This is a genomic window from Collinsella aerofaciens ATCC 25986, from assembly GCF_964237925.1.
GTDB lineage: Bacteria > Actinomycetota > Coriobacteriia > Coriobacteriales > Coriobacteriaceae > Collinsella > Collinsella aerofaciens_BJ.
Genome location: NZ_CAXSKI010000008.1, coordinates 79,488 through 96,368 on the forward strand (window position 1 = coordinate 79,488; position 16,881 = coordinate 96,368).

Consider the following 16,881-nt stretch of genomic DNA (forward strand, 5'->3'; position numbering starts at 1 on the left):
TTGCATACGGCCCGCTACCAGCAGGTTTATAAAACCCCAGAGGTCCCTGTCTCCACAATTGACCTAGAAAAGGCGCTCAGTCTGCAGAAAGTTTCCGCAAAAGCTCACGCGGTGCAGTGGACAAAGTCCGTGTTTGCGAATGGCCTCGATGTGCTCGGGGCTCGCGTAGCCCTTCGACTCGGCCAGATGGTACTCGGGATACTCGGCGTCGTACTCGACCATCATCTCGTCACGCGTGACCTTGGCCATGATGGACGCTGCGGCGATGCAGGCGATTTTGGCATCGCCCTTCACCACATCGCGCTCGTTAGGAACGGCGCCCAAGGGGTTGCCATCCATGAGGACGCAGTCGGGTTCAAGTCCCGTATCGGCCACGGCGCCCGCAACGGCAGTACGGATAGCACGGGCCATGCCCATCTCATCGATATCCGCAGGAGCGATATGGTAAAAGCCGATGGCAGTCGCCACCTCGGCAATCTTCACAGAGAGCAACTCGCGGCGCGCGGGCGTGAGCTTTTTGGAATCGTTGATACCCCAGACGCGCGGCTCCATTGGAAGACAGACGGCGCATACCGTCAAAGGACCGGCCACCGATCCGCGACCCACCTCGTCGACACCAACGACCACCCCATCGCCGCCAAGCTCATGCATAAGCTCGTACATGTCATTGACGCGCTCGCGCTCGGCAAGCTCTTTGGCATGGCGTTTGAGGGCGCGTTCACAAGCCTTGATCACCTGCTGGCGCGGGTCCTCGCGATAATGCTCCACGAGGGCGGGGATCTCCTCAAACGTTGCGCTCGCTAGCTCTCCGGCAACCTGCGATGCCGAAACCGAGCTCGTCATATTGGCCATACCAGGCCCTCCTTGCATGCAAATCAGATAAAAAGAAGGGCCACCCGAAGGTGGCCCTTGTGTCCAAACGAGTGGACAGACGCTGCGATCTTCTTAGCGCTTCTCGGGGATGCGAGCAGCCTTGCCCACCTTGTCGCGGAGGTAGTACAGCTTGGCGCGACGGACGCGACCATGACGAACGACCTCGAGCTTGGCGATCTTGGGGCTGTGAAGCGGGAAGGTACGCTCAACACCGACACCGAAGGACATCTTGCGGACGGTGAAGGTCTCGCGGGCACCGGCGCCGGCCATGCGGATGACGTCGCCCTGGAAGACCTGGATGCGCTCGCGGTCGCCTTCCTTAATGCGGTAGTGAACCTTGACGTTGTCGGCGACGCGAACCTGAGGAATGTCCTCGCGGATCTGCTGACGCTCGATTGCGCGGATGTAATCCATGTGCAATTCCTTACTCTTCTAGAGGTGCCGTACCACCTTGGCCGGCACGTAGTTGAACAAACGTATTCGAGTATACACGCGCGGGTTTCTGCTGCAAGAACAATTTTTTACGCAGACAAAAAGACAAAACCCGCACATGATAACCGTCCGCCTCACGAATGAGACGGACGGCATGAAGGGGGGCTACGTTAGGCGTCTGAACCCAAAACGTTACGCGGAGCGCTTCGCCTCGAGCTTGGCCTGGGCGGCAGCCAGGCGTGCGAGGGGCACGCGGTAGGGCGAGCAGGACACATAGTCCACGTCGGCCACGTTGAACAGGCCCTTAATGGATTTGGGGTCGCCGCCGTGCTCGCCGCACACGCCAAAGTGCATGTCGGGGTTGGTGGCGCGGCCCTTCTCGACGGCCATGCGCACCAGCTCGAGCACCGCGGTATCGATGGTCTCGAAGGGATTGTCCTTCAGGATCTTCTTATGCATGTACAGCGGGATGAACTTAGCCTCGGCGTCGTCACGCGAGAAACCGAAGGTCGTCTGGGTGAGGTCGTTAGTGCCAAAACAGAAGAAGTCTGCATAATGGGCGATCTCGTCAGCGACCATGCAGGCGCGCGGCAGCTCGAGCATCGTGCCCACGGGAATATTGAGCTCGACGCCCTCCTCGGCAGAAACCTCGGCGATTACCCGCTCGATGACCTCGCGGGTCTGGACATGCTCCGCCGTGATGGAGACGAGCGGAACCATGATCTCGGGTCGCGGGTCGACGCCCTCCTTGATAAGGCGGGCAGCAGCCGTGGCGACGGCGCGAACCTGCATGAGTGGCAGATCGCTAAAGACGACGGACAGGCGAACGCCGCGCAGGCCGAGCATGGGGTTCGACTCGACCATGCCGTCGATACGACGCAGGCGGGCGCGCAGGGCTGCAAGCTCTTCCTCGCTGGCGCCGGCGGCTTCCTTCTTGGTGATGGCGACCTCGAGCTCGCGAGGATTATCCAGGAACTCATGAAGCGGCGGATCGAGCAGGCGGACGACCACATCGCGACCGGACATGGTCTTGAACATCGCCAGGAAGTCCTCGGTCTGAACCTTGAGCAGGTCGGCCAGGGCCTGCTGCTTCACGGCCTCATCGTCAGACAGGATAAAGCTCTGGATGATGTTCTTGCGGTCGCCCAGGAACATGTGCTCGGTGCGGCACAGGCCGATGGCCTCGGCGCCAAACTCGAGCGCAAGCTCGGCATCCTCGGGATTGTCGGCGTTGACGCGCACATGGTTGGCATGGCCACAGGTCTCGTCCAGGCGAATCTCGTCGGCCCAGGACAGGATGGTGTCCAGATCGCCGGTAAGCTCGGCGGAGACCAGGTCGACGGCGCCGTCGACGACGATGCCCTGGGTGCCGTCGATGGAGATGACATCGCCCTCGCGCAGCACGCGGTCGCTGCCCTCGATGCGCACGACCTTCTCGGCGGCGTCGATATGGAAGCGCTCAACGCCACAGACGCAGGGCGTACCCATGCCGCGGGCGATAACGGCGGCATGACTCGTCTTGCCACCGTGGCTGGTCAGGATGCCCTCGGCGGCGACCATGCCCTTCAGGTCGTCGGGGTTGGTCTCCCAACGAACCAGAATGACCTTGTGGCCCTCGGCGGAACGCGTGCCGGCGTCGTCGCTCGAGAACACGACCTCGCCCACGGCGGCACCGGGGCTGGCGTTCAGACCGCTGGCCAGCGCCTCGTACTTCTTGGAGGCGTCAAACTGCGGGTGCAGGAGTTGGTCGAGCTGCGCGGGATCGATGCGGCTCACGGCCTCCTCGCGGGTGATCAGGCCCTCCTCGACCATTTCGATAGCGATGCGCAGGGCGGCGGTGGCGGTGCGCTTGCCCACGCGGGTCTGGAGCATCCAGAGCTTGCCCTGCTCGATGGTGAACTCGATATCGCACATATCGCGATAATGATCCTCGAGCGTCAGGAACACGCGCTCGAGCTCCTCACCTGCGGACTCGAGGCCCGGGGTGGTCTTGAGGTCGGCAATGGGCTCGGTGTTGCGGATGCCGGCGACGACGTCCTCGCCCTGGGCGTTAACCAGAAAATCGCCGTAGAACTCCTTGGTGCCGTCGGCCGGATTACGCGTAAAGGCGACACCCGTCGCAGAGGTCTCGCCCTTGTTGCCAAAGGCCATGGCCTGCACGTTGACGGCGGTGCCGAGGTCGTCGGAAATGCCATGCTGCTTGCGGTAGATGCAGGCACGCTCGTTCATCCAGCTGCCAAAGACGGCCTGGATGGCAAGGCGTAGCTGAAGCTCCGGGTCGTGCGGGAAGACGGGCTTGCCGTCAGCGACCTCGAGCTCGGGATACAGGGAGGCATCGACGTTCTCGGAGAAGATGCCCTTAAAGGTCTCGACGAGTTCATGCAGGTCCTCAGCCGAAAGCTCGGAATCGACGCGAACGCCGGCGACCAGACGGGCCTGGGTCAGGGCGTTCTCGAACAGGTCGGCGTCAACGCCCATAACGACGTTGGAGAACATCTGAATAAAGCGGCGGTAGCTATCCCAAGCAAAACGCGGATTTTGCGTCTGGGCGATGAGCCCCTGAACGGAGTCGTCGTTGAGGCCTAAGTTGAGGACCGTGTCCATCATGCCGGGCATGGAGAACGGAGCGCCCGAACGAACCGACACGAGCAGCGGATCGGAGGCGTCGCCGAGCTTCTTGCCGCAGCGGGCCTCGAGGTCTGCCTCGGCAGCAACGATCTCATCGAGTGCGCCCTCGGGCCACACGTTGCCGGCACCGGAGTACTCGACGCAAGTCTGGCAGGTAATGGTAAAGCCACCGGGAACCGGCAGGCCGATGCGGCTCATCTCGGCAAGGTTTGCGCCCTTGCCGCCAAGCACGAAGTTCATGGACTTGTCGCCCTCAGTGACACAGGTGCCCTGGGCGTCGGTTCCAAAACGGTAAACCCTCTTGCAATCGCTCACGATACTTCCCCTTTCATGCACTTACGCGCACGACCGTGGTAACGAATCGACCCGCCAAATGCGGGCCGTGAGGGAACTATACGGCGGGTTTTGAGCGGGCTTAAGCAGAGGATGCGCGGTTTGGTAAACGTGCTAAAACTGGCGGTAAACGGTAGGTAAAGGTGGTTACCTTATGAATATACCACTGTAAGAAAGTGCAGGTCAGATGCGATATTTTTGCTAAATCGCTTTATCAAAATGCTGCTACTATTAGGCTCGACGGGCGGCGCGGCGGGCACGGGCTTCTTGGATTTCCTCCAAGTGGCTAATGATCTCGGCTGCGCTTTCCTCGATGGCCTTGCCGTCGGTACGCACCACAAAGCAGCCTAGGCGCTTCATGAGCGCACGGGCTTCCTCGAGCTCGCTGTGCACGCTCTCAGGCTCGGCATAGGAGCCGGCAACGGCACGAGCGTAGTCATCGCCCAAGCGGCTATCGCGAATTTCGGAAATCACATCGACGGTCGAAATCAGGCCGAACAGGCGCATCGGGTCGACCTCGTAAATCGACTTGGGCGGCTCCATGCCATGCGCCAGTGGGACATTGGCGACCTTGTAGCCCTGATAGGCCAAATACATCGACAGCGGCGTCTTGGACGTACGCGATACGCCCAGCAGCACGATATCGGCACCCGACAGATCGTCGCAGCCGCGCCCGTCATCGTGCTCAACGAAATACTTCATGGCCTCGATACGATGGAAATAGCGGTCATCGGTCTTGTGAATCACGCCCGCAACGCCCTTGGGCGGCACACCGATGAGCGACGACAGCACGGCGAGCGTCGGGCCGATCAGGTCGACCGAACGGATATGCAGCATGCCCAGGTAATCGAGCACACGGGCGCGAAGCGCCGGATCGACAATGGTGTGGAACACGGCAATATCGCGATGATCGGCATCGACGCGCGGACCCACAAACGACTTGACCTGCTCCACCGAGTTCACCTTGGGCAGGCGCAAGAGACGAAAAGCCCCTTCATCAAATTGCCCGGACGCCGCAAGCACCACCTCACAAGCGGTATCACCGAGCGAGTCGGAGATAACGATAACGGTGGGACGAGCGGTGACCGGGCAATCCATGCGGGGCTCCTTTTGCGCTTATGCGCAGGCTGGCTTACTTTTTGCGAGCAAGCTCACCGATGTTTGCGATGCCGGAGAAAACGGCCTCGAAGCGGTTGAGCAGCTTAAGGCGATTATCGCGAAGCTGCTCGTCCTTATCCATGACCATGACCTCGTCGAAGAAGCGGTCGATGGGGGCGCGCAGGGCGGCAAGGGCGGCAAATGCGGCCGGGTAATCCTCGGCAGCAAGGGCGGCGTCGACAGCGGTCTGAGCAGCCTCGGAGGCATCGGCAAGCGCGAGCTCGACCTCGCCCATCAGGGCGCGGTCGTACTCCGCGCCCAGCTCGGGCTTGGAGATGTGCGCGGCGCGGGCATAGGCGGTCGCCAGGTTATCGAACGTCTCAGCGTCGTTCTTGCGGGCCTCGTCGAGGGCGGCGCAGCGGGCGAAGAAGACGGACGGGGCGATGATGTGCACCGCGGAGACGGCGGCAACGGTATCGGCCGGGATCTTTTCGTCGCGGGCCATGCTCACCAGACGGCCGTGGAAGAAGTCGCGAACCTGCTGAGCGACCTCGGCGGCGTCGAACTCGATACCCTGCTCGCTATAAAGCTCAAGGGCAAAGTCGATAAGCGACGTGGGATCGATCGGCAGACGGTCGCGCAGGATGTTGATGATGCCGATAGCGGCACGACGCAGCGCGTAGGGATCGGAGGAGCCGGTCGGGGGCTCGCCAATGGCAAAGATACCGGCGATGGTATCGAGCTTGTCGGCGCAGGCCACGATGCAGCCAGCGGTGCCCTCGGGCAGCTCGTCACCGGCAAAGCGGGGACGATAATGATCGCGAATGGCGTGGGCGACCTCATCGTTCTCCCCCATCGCGGTGGCGTAGTAACCGCCCATCACGCCCTGCTGGCTCGTGAACTCGACGACGGCGTTGGATACCAAGTCGGCCTTGCACAGGTGCGCGGCGCGAGCGGCATCGGCTGCCAGGTGAGCACCCAGGTGTGCCTCACGGGCAATAGCGAGCGCGAGCTGCTCGATGCGCTCGGACTTGGCGAGCACGCTACCGAGCTTCTCCTGGAAGGCGACCTTGGCCAGACGCTCGCGGAACTCGTCGAGGGAGATCTTCAGGTCCTCCTCGTAGAAGAACTTGGCATCGTCCAGACGGGCACGCACAACGCGCTCGTTGCCGTCGATCACGCGCTCGGCGTTCTCGGGCTTGCTGTTGGAGACGACCACGAACTCACGCGTGAGCTTGCCCTCGCCGTCATAGATCGGGAAGTAGCGCTGGTTGGTGAGCATGGACTCGCAGATGATCTCGTGCGGGACCTTGAGGAACTCCTCATCGAAGGTCCCGACGAGCACCGTCGGCCACTCGCAGAGGTTGATGACCTCCTCAAAGACCTTCTTGGGCGTATCGACATGGCAGCCGGGACGGGCAGCCTCGACCTCGGCGATACCGGCAAGGATGGCCTCGCGACGGCGCTCGGCAGAAAGCACGCCGGCGTCCTCGAGCACCTGCTCGTAGACGGCGGGGCTGGCGACCACATGGTCACCGGGGCCAAGCACGCGATGACCACGCGTGGTGTTGCCACTCGTCACGTCGGCAAACGACACGGGCACAACGTCCTCGCCCAGAAGGCAGCAGATCCAGCGGACCGGACGAACAAAGGTCGCATGCTCGTGACCCCAGCGCTGAGAGCGGTAGTTGGGCCACTGCAGGCCAGCGATAGTCTTCTCGCACAGGGCCGTCAGGATCGGGGTGGCCGGGGCGGAAGGGATGTTCTTCTCGGCAAAGACGTACTCACGGCCGTCGGTGTCCTCGCGACGAACCAGATCCTCGGCAGCCACACCGCACTTGCGGGCGAAGCCCTGGGCGGCCTTGGTGGCGTTACCGTCAGCGTCGAAGGCAATGTTGGCCGCGGGGCCACGCTTGACCTCATGGACTTCATCGGTCGCGGTGGCGACGTTAGCCACGAGCGCAGCCAGGCGGCGCGGGCTCGAGATCACACGGACCTCGCCGTGGGCCAGACCGGCCTCGTCGAGACCCTTGGCAATCATGGAGCCAAGCTGCTTGACGGCATTGTTCAGCGGCGCGGAGGGCATCTCCTCCGTACCGATCTCAAACAGGAAATCCTTAGCGTCTGCCATGGCTTACGCCACCTCGCCTTCCTGGTCGGCATTCTCGTTGACTCCGGCGACCTCGGCCATGTAGGCCTCGCAGCACGCCTTGGCGACGGCGCGGACGCGCAGGATGTAGTTGGCACGCTCGACCGCGGACAGGGCGCCGCGAGCATCGAGCAGGTTGAAAGCGTGGCTGCACTTCATGACGCAGTCATATGCCGGCAGCGGCAGCTTGCGCTCCAGGCAGGAATGGCACTCGGCCTCGTAGTCGTCAAACTTCTGACGCATCATCTCGACGTTGGCGACCTCAAAGTTATAGGCACTGAACTCGCGCTCGTTCTCGAGGAACACGTCGCCGTAGGTCATGGGCGTGCCGTCGGGCAGGTAGCTCCACACCAGGTCGTAGACCGAGTTGACGCCCTGGGCGTACATGGCGATACGCTCCAGGCCGTAGGTAATCTCAACGGGCACGGGGTCGACCTCGATGCCTCCCACCTGCTGGAAGTACGTAAACTGCGTGACCTCCATGCCATTGAGCCAGACCTCCCAGCCAAGGCCCCAGGCGCCAAGGGTCGGGCTCTCCCAGTCATCCTCGACAAAGCGGACGTCATGGTCGTTGGGATCCAGACCGATAGCGGCAAGAGACCCCAGGTAGAGCTCCTGGGCGTTAACCGGAGAAGGCTTGATGAGCACCTGGAACTGATAGTAGTGCTGCATGCGGTTGGGGTTCTCGCCGTAGCGGCCGTCGGCGGGACGGCGGCAGGGCTGCGCATAGCAGGTGCGCCACTCGGCGGGACCGAGCGAGCGCAGCGTGGTCGCGGTATGGAAGGTACCGGCACCGACCTCGGAGTCATAGGGCTGCATAATGACGCAGCCCTGCTCGCCCCAGTACTGCTGGAGGCGCAGGATGATGTCTTGGAAGGAAAGCGATGAAGCGTTCATGCCTCTAATATCCCCTCGTCGAAACGATTACACGGTTAGGTACTGTACTATAGCGGTTTTTAGTCGATAGCGCCGATGCGGTTGAGCGGCCAGTAGCGCACAAGCGCCACGGCGATCAAATCAGAGCGATCGACGGGACCAAAGTAACGTGAGTCGGCAGAGTTTTCGCGGTTGTCGCCCATCACCCACACGCACCCGTCGGGAACGGTGTAGGGATAGCTTACCTGAGCGCCGGGAGCCTGGACCGAAAGCGGCCAGCTCATGCCGGTCGTGTAGTCCTCGTCGAGCGCCTGGCCGTCAACGACCACCTTGCCGTCCCGAAGGTCGACCGTCTGGCCGGCCGTGGCAATAACACGCTTGACGAGAACATCGTGCTCGGAGGTGCCATCGGGGTTGTGGAACACCACGATATCGCCTTGGCTGACAGGCTGGCCGAGCTCAAGGCTCACCTTTTGCGCCAGGATCTGGTCGCCGATCTCGATCGTGGACTCCATGGAGCCGGTGGGCACCACAAAGGGTTCGACCACAAACGAGCGAATCAGGAAGGTGGCCACGAGCGCGATCGCGATGACCGCGATCCACTCAAAAGCGCCCCTCAACGCGGAATGCTGCGATGGAACCATTCTCACTCCTCGCTCTGCGAATACGCAGCGTCCAAAATCTCCTGCGCGTAAGCGCGCTCCTGGGGCGTAAGGCGCGCCGTCTCGATCAGATCGGGACGCCAGCGGCAGGTGCGCTCGATGGCGTTCTTGCGACGCCAGGCATCGACCTTGGCGTGATCGCCACTCACGAGCACCGGCGGCACGCCCTCGCCGTTGAACTCGGCGGGACGGGTGTACTGCGCGTACTCGAGCAGGCCTCCGTCCTCGGCAGTCGAGAACGACTCGTCCACATTGCTCATCTCGTCGCCCAGGGCGCCGGGAATCAGGCGTACGACGGCATCGGCAACGACCATAGCGGGAAGTTCGCCACCCGTAAGCACGTAGTCGCCGATCGACAGACGCTCATCGGCATACGCATACGCGCGCTCGTCGACGCCCTCGTAGCGACTGCACACAAACAGCAGGCGCTCACTTTTGAGCAGGCGCTCGGCCACATGCTGCGTAAAAGGCTCGCCACAGGGGGTAAAGAACACCACAGTGGGCTTGGGACCCTCTGCGCTAATGGCCTCGATGGCCTCTGCGATAGGCTCGACCTTCATGAGCATGCCCTGCCCGCCGCCGTACGGCTCGTCATCGACGGTACGATGGCGGTCGTGCGTCCAGTCGCGCAGGTTATACGCCTTAAAATCAAAAAGGCCGGCCTTGCGGGCGCGGCCCAAAATCGACGTGGACATGACGGGCTCAAACATCTCGGGAAAGACCGAAAGGGTCTCGATCAGCATGTTGTCCTCCCTAATTGTCCATATCGATCAGGCCGTCCATAGCGTGGACGGAAATTGTTCCTGTGTCGGGAAGATCGAGCACGACCTGCTCGATCACGGGAATCAGTACCTCGCCGTACCGATCACCCTCGACAACCCAAACATCGTTAGCGGGCGTCGACATGATCTCGACAATCGTGCCGAGCGAACCGAAGCGCTCGTCGACCACCTCGCGACCCATCAGGTCGGTATAGGCAGCGTCGAGCGAATCGAGCTCAAAATCGTCACGATTTGCCAGCACGTAGCATCCCGTGATACCCTCGGCGGCCGTCAAGTCGTCAATGCCCTCAAACGAGACCAGATCGCCATCGCCCGTATCGGTGACGGACACGACCGTGCAAAAGCGGTCGCGCTTGAGCGCCGGCGGCGTCAGGGCGACGCGCATACCCGGCTCTAATACAGAAGGAAGCCCCCGCAGCGGCTGCGCGAGGACCTCCCCCTTCCTTCCGTGCGGCTTGACCACACGGGCGATGTTTTTGTACTGGGACCTCAAGGTCCTAGCCCAGAACCTCTACCTCGACAGCAGTGTCGAGGCGAGCGGCCAGTGCACGGGCGAGCGTGCGAATGGCCTTGATGGTACGGCCACGACGGCCGATGACCTTAGCGACGTCATCCTCGGCGACCGAAACCTCAATTGTAGAGGCGTCGTCACCATCGATGACCTCAAGGCTCACGGAATCCGGGTCGTCGACGATCTGAACAACGAGATATTCGACGAGATCGGCGATGCGATCTGAGAGCATTGCCTCACCCTCGAGCTGTGCAGCGTCAACCTCAGGCACGATTTACTCCTCGGCGCCCTCAGCGGCCTCAGCGGCAGCCTTAGCGGCCTCGGCCTCTTTGGCGAGCTGCTTCTTGGACTTCTTGACGACGGTCTCGGTCTTCTCGCCCTCGTTGGCGGCCTTGACCAGAGCGGCGACGGCGTCGGTAAGCTGAGCGCCCTTGGACTGCCAGTCGGCGATCTTCTCGAGGTCGAGGTTGATGGTCTTGGGGGCGGTCATCGGGTTGTAGCGGCCAACCTCCTCGATGATACGACCGTCACGCGGGGCGCGGGAATCGGCGACGACGACACGGTAGTACGGACGCTTCTTAGCGCCGTGACGAGCAAGGCGAATCTTGACTGCCAAAGGAAACTCCTCCAACCAAGCAGCTTTAGGCTGCAACTACAAACAAACAGTTGAACATAATACGCCATCGACGCGGGCAGGTGAAGTCCGTGAGACCAACTTCTTCGGTGTAGTCGAGGGCAAATCCATATCTTAGACAAGAATTCGGGATTTGCAAGCACATACACGCACCCCACATGAGCTGCGCGGTATACTCATGACATGGAAAGACGCGAACATACATACGGTTATGAGGATGCCACGGGCGTCACGCCGCCTCCCTGGACGGGTCCGGCGGTGGGCCTGATGGACCTCGATGCGTTTTTTGCGAGCGTGGAGATGCTCGATCATCCCGAATGGCGCGGCAAGCCGCTCATCGTGGGCGGAGACGCCGATTCGCGTGGCGTCGTGTCCACGTGTTCGTATGAGGCACGTCGCTTTGGCGTGCACTCTGCCATGGCCTCGGCCGAAGCGCGGCGCTTGTGCCCGAAAGCCATTTGGACGCACGGGCACTTTGATCGCTACCGCGAGGTGAGCGCGCAGGTCATGGCGATTCTCGCCGACGAGACCCCGCGCGTCGAGCGCGTATCCATCGACGAAGCCTTTATCGATATCACACCGGGTCGCTTTGCGCCCGAAGACCCGCTGCTGGTTGCGCGGCGTATAAGCGACCGCGTGGCAGGGCTGGGAGTGACCTGCTCCATTGGCGTGGGCTGCAACAAGACGGTCGCAAAAATCGCAAGCGAGCGGGATAAGCCGTTTGGGCTGACCATCGTGCGCCCCGGAACCGAGCAGCGCTTTTTGGCCGCGCTGCCGGTATCTGCCATGAGTGGCATCGGGCGCTCGGCCGAGGACCGACTGCGCCGCATGCGCATCTACACCCTCGGCGAGCTATCACGTGCACCGGAATCCACCTTGGCCTCTATTTTTGGCGTCAACGGCGAACGCATGCGCCAGCGTGCGCAAGGACTCGAAATCTCCGAAGTCACGAGTCTCGATGAAGAGCGCGAGGTCAAATCGGTCAGCAATGAACGCACCTTTGCGAAAGATTTGACTGAGCGTGGGGATATTGAGGCGGCGATTGCGCTGTTGGGAGAGTCAGTGGGACGCCGCCTGCGCCGTCAGGGGCTGACGGGTGCCACGGTAACGCTCAAGCTTAAGTATTCGTATGGCAGCGGGCGTACGGCACAGCGCCGGCTGCCTCATCCGACCGACGATGAGAACATCTTCGTGGCGGTTGCACTCGAACTGCTCGACAACATCTGGCAGGATGGCATGCATGTTCGCTTAGCGGGCATCGGCATGAGCGACTTCGACCACCAAGGCGGCATCCAGACTGACCTGTTCTGCGAGATCGATGACCGCGGAGCCCAATCCAGCGACCGCCGCGACCTCTCCGTCGCCATCGACGCCGTCCGAGACAAATTCGGCGACACCGCCCTTTCCTTCGGCCGCCAATCCCGCTTCAATAACTAGTCTTTTTTGGACGGGGGGGGGTTGCTGCCTTCCGTCCGACACGGCATTGGTAGTCAATTTGGGACGGGGCTATTTTAGCTACCCCTATATATCGGTTGAGATTCATTCGGCCTAATTCATTCACCGTCAGCCAAAGGGTAGCTAAAATAGCCCCGTCCCAAATTGACTACCCCGGATGTCCGGTTTGCCCGCCGCAACAAAACTCTGTCCCAAATAGCTACTGATCGAGCTTGACCTTCTGAATCGTGCAGTGACCGATGCCCGTGAGGCGCACGATCTGCTTTATCGAAAAGCCCTCGTTTTTGAGCGTACGGATGTAGTTGTCGCGCACGGCTTTAGGCAAATCTTTAAGGTGGTGAGGCTCATACGGTTTAAGGAGAGCCTGTGCAAACTCCAGTGCATCTATGTCGCTCACATGAGCGCCGTCACGGAAGCAATATCGATTCGGTTCTCCCGAGGTACTGAAAGCAAAAAATCTCTGAGAATCTCCGAGCAAACCTAGCACACATTCAGTCATACAAATACCCGGGTATCCCATATATTCGCTAAAACTGCTCCAACGATATAGTGAAGCAGTCCCAATCCTGGCTTTCGCAGGATTATCGTGAATATATCTCACACAGTTGAGCAGCTGATCATCGTTAAGAATCGGCACGCTCTTAAATCGATCCTGAAAAACTGGTCCCTTCCGTCCGGTTTTCGCGTTGAAATACATCGCATATGCAGTCGTAACAGAGTGCATGCAATCGCTCAGGTGAACATGTTCATCATCTAGCAACAAGTGAATATGGTTGTCCATAAGGCACCAAGCAATGATATTGACGTCGTATTTTCGGCATTTCGAGGCAAGCAACCGAATCAAATATATCCGATCATCGGCATCCTCAAATATCAGCTGACCACCACAGCCCTTTTGGACGACATGGTAATAGCCGTAAACAGAGATTTCCCGCGCGGTCCGAGTCATACGCATCTCCTCCTCTACAGATAACAAATACGTTACCCGAGTCGGAAAGCTAAATATCACGCAATGAACCGCAACTCGCTTCTATCGGCGAACGGTAGGTAGTAGCTAAAAAAGCCCCGTCCCAAATTAGCTACTTTGGGCAAAAAGAAAGGCGGGCAGCTGCGGAAAACCGCAACTGCCCGGCGATATGCGTGAGGGTAGCTAAACCCCGTCTCAAATGAGCTACTAGAGGAGATTGAGGGGGAGCTGGGGGGCGTCTCCCCAGAGTTTCTCGAGGCGGTAGAAGTCGCGGGCTTCGGGAGTGAAGACGTGGACGACAACCGAACCGTAGTCCATGAGCATCCAAGTCTTCTGCTCGCGGCCCTCGATGGAGAACGGATGCTCGCCGCAAGCCTCGGCGACCTTCTCCTCAATCTCGTCGACGATCGAATCAACCTGGCGGTTGTTGGTACCGGTGGCAAGCACAAAGTAGTCGCACACGTCGGAAAGCTCGGTCAGGTCGAGCACCTGAACGTCCTCGCCCTTCTTGTCGTAGGCGGCCTGCGCGGCGGCGCGGGCGACATCCTCGGCGGCGACACCGCTCGCGGACAGCGAGGCGGCAGTGCGGTCGGACGTGGCGACGAAGCTCTTGTGCTCCACACCTTCAAGAATCTGCTCGTCGGTCATGGTCTCGTCGGCCATGGAATACCTCTTTCTAGACGCACCCGAGCTAGCGCAGCTGGGCGTAATAGTTGTAAATCGTAATAGCCGTGGGATAAAGATAGCGCCCGGACTGGATCACATAGACCAGACCCTGCGCAAAACAGGAGAAGAACAACTCATCGAGCGTCAACTCCCCCACCATCTTGCGCAGCGCATGCGCATAGTCGCCGTGGCGGTTGGGCTCGATGGCATCGGCCACAAAGACCACCATATCGAGCGGCGTCATGTCACAGGCACCCACGGTGTGACGGTCGACAGCCTGGAAAACGGCCGGCGACAACTCGGGGAAAAGCTGCGGAAGCTCATAGGCGGCAACAGGGCCATGCAAAAGCGGCGTCGCGGCGGAAGGAGAGCCGGCAATCTTAATGCCGTAATGCAGGGCGCGCGTGACCAGCTCGTCGTCGGAGAGCACTTTGTCCCAGTCATGGATCAGGCCGGCGGCAGCGGCATCAAAGCGGTCAACGCCGTAGACCTCGGCCAGATGAAGTGCGGTCTCGGCAACACCCAGCGAATGCACATAGCGCTTACGCTTATCCTTCATGCGAACATCGAGCAGCTCTTGAATGCGCTTGAGCAGCGCGCGCTCATCGCCCTCAAACTGATCCTCTACCGACAACGTAGACCCCCATCACTCAAAATCTTCTTGGCCCAGATCGACATACAAACCGCGCTTGCGAATGTAGCCGAGCACAGACTCGCTCGTAAGATAGCGCACGCTCATGCCGCGGGCAACTCGCTTACGAATGTTCGTCGAGCTAATCGCCAGCGCAGGAATCTGAATATAGCGCACGTCGAACGGCAGCCCCGACTCTTTGATTCGGGCACGCGCCGTATCGATATCAAAGCCCGGTCGCGTCGCCGCAATAAAGGTAGCAAGCTCAGCGATTCGTTCGGCATCATGCCAGGTCACAATATCGATAATCGCGTCGGCGCCCGTAATAAAGTAGAGCTTTACCTGCGGCGGATAAAAGTCGCGAAGGGCATGAAGCGTATCGGCCGTGTAGGTTACGCCCGGACGGTCGATCTCGAACCGACTCGCCAAAAAGGCCGGGTTCGCGGCGGTTGCGAGGACCGTCATGGCATAACGGTCCTCGGCAGGCGTCACCGGCTTGTCAAGCTTAAAGGCAGGAGAGCCCGCCGGCATAAAGAGCACAGCGTCCAAGTCGAGCGACTCGCGCGCCTGCTCGGCGGTCACCAGGTGCCCGTAATGAATCGGGTCAAATGTGCCGCCCATAATGCCAAGCCGAAACTCTTTGCCCTCTTTTATGGGCAGCTCGGGCAAACCGATTCCACCGCGCAACGACATGGCTTACTCGCCCTCCGAGGTCTCGGCATCGTCCTCGGCATCCGCCGCATCGACAACCTCGACGCCCTCATCCGCAGCATCGGTCACGTCAATGGCCTCAACGGCAACGTCCTCGCCAGCATCCTCGAGCTCCTCGTACTCCGAGAAGTCCTCAGCGCCCTCAAAGTCAAAGGCGCGCTGGCAAATGCGGACCTCGTCGCCCGCACGGCAACCGGCCTTCTCGAGCGCGTCGTCAACACCCATACGCGCAAACTTATGCTGCAGGTAAATGACGGCTTCCTCATTTTCCCAGTCGGTCTGAATGACCATGCGCTCGATGGCACGACCGACCACGCGGAAGGCACCGGGCTCTTCCTGGACAATGCGGAAACGCTTCTCACGCTGCAGGCGGCGGCGCTCCCACTCATCGTCGCGCAGAACGACCGGCTCATCGGAGACAGCCAACTCGGCGCGCAGCTTAGCCACCTGCTCGCCCACGGCAAGCATCAGCGTGTTGAGGCCGGCGCCCGTAACAGCAGACACGGCAAAGAACATATGTCCATCGTCGAGCGCTGCGCGCTTGAGGTCGGCAATCTTGTCGGCCGTGCCCGGAGCATCGCACTTGTTGGCAACGACGATCTGCGGACGCTCCGAAAGCTCGGCGCCATACTGCTCGAGCTCGCGGTTGATGATGCGATAGTCCTCAACCGGATCGCGATCCTCAAAACCGCCCGTCATGTCGACGACATGCATGATCAGGGCCGTACGCTCAATGTGGCGCAAGAACTGGTGACCCAGGCCCTTGCCCTCGCTCGCGCCCTCGATAAGACCGGGGACGTCGGCAACGACGTAAGAATATTCGCCGGCACGCACCATGCCCAGATTGGGCACGAGCGTGGTAAACGGGTAGTCAGCAATCTTGGGGCGGGCGGCACTCATGCGCGCAATGAGCGATGACTTACCCACCGAGGGAAAGCCCACGAGTGCGGCATCGGCCATGAGCTTCATCTCAAGCTCAATCCAGTGCTCCTCGGCCGGCTCGCCTAGCTGGGCAAAGGCCGGAGCGCGGCGTACCGACGTCACAAAGTGCGTGTTGCCCAGACCGCCGGCACCACCGGGGGCCACGACAACGCGCTCGCCGTCGTGCACCAGGTCGGCAATCTCGAACATCGGGGTCTGCGTCTCGGGATCGAGCTCGCGGACTACGGTACCCATGGGGACTTTCAAAATCAGGTCCTCACCGCTTTTGCCGTTGCGGCGGGCACCCTGGCCATGCGTTCCGCGCTCGGCACGGAAGTGATGCTTAAATCGGTAATCGATCAGCGAGGAAAGCTGAGCGTCGGCCTGGATGACGACATTGCCGCCACGACCGCCGTCGCCGCCATCGGGGCCGCCCTTGGGAACAAATGCCTCGCGCCTAAACGACATGCATCCGGCTCCGCCGTCGCCGCCGCAAACGTTAATGCGGCTGATATCGGTGAACTGTGACAACAGAATCGCCTCCTACAAAAA

The 16,881-nt window shown here is 60.8% G+C and carries 17 protein-coding genes; 1 reads left to right on the forward strand and 16 read right to left on the reverse strand.

The window, feature by feature from the left end:
- Nucleotides 1–63: 63 nt before the first annotated feature.
- From rnhB to rpsP, 11 genes are all read right to left on the reverse strand, one after another.
- Complete coding sequence (gene rnhB / locus ACESWY_RS05430; RefSeq protein WP_373093212.1) at nucleotides 64–852, reverse strand: ribonuclease HII; 789 nt, start codon at nucleotides 850–852, stop codon at nucleotides 64–66.
- 93 nt (nucleotides 853–945) lie between these two features.
- Complete coding sequence (gene rplS, locus ACESWY_RS05435) at nucleotides 946–1,287, reverse strand: 50S ribosomal protein L19 (RefSeq protein ID WP_006236098.1); 342 nt, start codon at nucleotides 1,285–1,287, stop codon at nucleotides 946–948.
- Between the two features lie 210 nt (nucleotides 1,288–1,497).
- Nucleotides 1,498–4,248: a pyruvate, phosphate dikinase gene (gene ppdK, locus ACESWY_RS05440; protein ID WP_373093213.1), complete on the reverse strand. Its 2,751-nt coding sequence runs from the start codon at nucleotides 4,246–4,248 to the stop codon at nucleotides 1,498–1,500.
- Nucleotides 4,249–4,497: 249 nt separating this feature from the next.
- Nucleotides 4,498–5,364 carry a pyruvate, water dikinase regulatory protein gene (locus tag ACESWY_RS05445; protein WP_373093214.1) on the reverse strand — a complete coding sequence of 289 codons (867 nt, stop codon included), beginning with the start codon at nucleotides 5,362–5,364 and terminating at the stop codon, nucleotides 4,498–4,500.
- A gap of 34 nt (nucleotides 5,365–5,398) precedes the next feature.
- Nucleotides 5,399–7,495: a glycine--tRNA ligase subunit beta gene (glyS, locus tag ACESWY_RS05450; RefSeq protein WP_373093215.1), complete on the reverse strand. Its 2,097-nt coding sequence runs from the start codon at nucleotides 7,493–7,495 to the stop codon at nucleotides 5,399–5,401.
- 3 nt (nucleotides 7,496–7,498) lie between these two features.
- A complete protein-coding gene (locus ACESWY_RS05455; protein ID WP_006236091.1) occupies nucleotides 7,499–8,410 on the reverse strand; it encodes a glycine--tRNA ligase subunit alpha in 912 nt (303 codons plus the stop codon).
- Between the two features lie 59 nt (nucleotides 8,411–8,469).
- On the reverse strand, nucleotides 8,470–9,033 hold the full coding sequence (lepB, locus tag ACESWY_RS05460; RefSeq protein ID WP_373093216.1) for a signal peptidase I: 564 nt from the start codon (nucleotides 9,031–9,033) through the stop codon (nucleotides 8,470–8,472).
- A 2-nt stretch (nucleotides 9,034–9,035) separates the two neighbouring features.
- Complete coding sequence (gene trmD / locus ACESWY_RS05465) at nucleotides 9,036–9,794, reverse strand: tRNA (guanosine(37)-N1)-methyltransferase TrmD (RefSeq protein WP_117745952.1); 759 nt, start codon at nucleotides 9,792–9,794, stop codon at nucleotides 9,036–9,038.
- A gap of 10 nt (nucleotides 9,795–9,804) precedes the next feature.
- A complete protein-coding gene (gene rimM, locus ACESWY_RS05470; RefSeq protein ID WP_271731256.1) occupies nucleotides 9,805–10,296 on the reverse strand; it encodes a ribosome maturation factor RimM in 492 nt (163 codons plus the stop codon).
- A 34-nt stretch (nucleotides 10,297–10,330) separates the two neighbouring features.
- Complete coding sequence (locus ACESWY_RS05475; protein ID WP_171021534.1) at nucleotides 10,331–10,576, reverse strand: KH domain-containing protein; 246 nt, start codon at nucleotides 10,574–10,576, stop codon at nucleotides 10,331–10,333.
- A gap of 42 nt (nucleotides 10,577–10,618) precedes the next feature.
- A complete protein-coding gene (rpsP, locus tag ACESWY_RS05480; protein ID WP_022094749.1) occupies nucleotides 10,619–10,960 on the reverse strand; it encodes a 30S ribosomal protein S16 in 342 nt (113 codons plus the stop codon).
- A gap of 201 nt (nucleotides 10,961–11,161) precedes the next feature.
- Here rpsP and dinB point away from each other — a divergent pair, with 201 nt between their 5' ends.
- The gene (dinB, locus tag ACESWY_RS05485; protein ID WP_373093217.1) at nucleotides 11,162–12,415 is read left to right on the forward strand and encodes a DNA polymerase IV; all 1,254 of its coding nucleotides are present in this window, start codon (nucleotides 11,162–11,164) and stop codon (nucleotides 12,413–12,415) included.
- Nucleotides 12,416–12,632: 217 nt separating this feature from the next.
- Here the strand turns inward: dinB and ACESWY_RS05490 are convergent, their stop codons facing one another.
- The 5 genes from ACESWY_RS05490 to obgE form a co-directional block, all read right to left on the reverse strand.
- Complete coding sequence (locus ACESWY_RS05490; protein WP_161144683.1) at nucleotides 12,633–13,382, reverse strand: transposase; 750 nt, start codon at nucleotides 13,380–13,382, stop codon at nucleotides 12,633–12,635.
- A 225-nt stretch (nucleotides 13,383–13,607) separates the two neighbouring features.
- The gene (gene rsfS, locus ACESWY_RS05495) at nucleotides 13,608–14,063 is read right to left on the reverse strand and encodes a ribosome silencing factor (RefSeq protein WP_035138582.1); all 456 of its coding nucleotides are present in this window, start codon (nucleotides 14,061–14,063) and stop codon (nucleotides 13,608–13,610) included.
- A 28-nt stretch (nucleotides 14,064–14,091) separates the two neighbouring features.
- Nucleotides 14,092–14,625 carry a bis(5'-nucleosyl)-tetraphosphatase (symmetrical) YqeK gene (gene yqeK / locus ACESWY_RS05500; protein ID WP_373093231.1) on the reverse strand — a complete coding sequence of 178 codons (534 nt, stop codon included), beginning with the start codon at nucleotides 14,623–14,625 and terminating at the stop codon, nucleotides 14,092–14,094.
- 87 nt (nucleotides 14,626–14,712) lie between these two features.
- Nucleotides 14,713–15,390: a nicotinate-nucleotide adenylyltransferase gene (gene nadD / locus ACESWY_RS05505; RefSeq protein WP_148331479.1), complete on the reverse strand. Its 678-nt coding sequence runs from the start codon at nucleotides 15,388–15,390 to the stop codon at nucleotides 14,713–14,715.
- 3 nt (nucleotides 15,391–15,393) lie between these two features.
- Nucleotides 15,394–16,860: a GTPase ObgE gene (obgE, locus tag ACESWY_RS05510; RefSeq protein ID WP_250787749.1), complete on the reverse strand. Its 1,467-nt coding sequence runs from the start codon at nucleotides 16,858–16,860 to the stop codon at nucleotides 15,394–15,396.
- Nucleotides 16,861–16,881 lie beyond the last annotated feature (21 nt).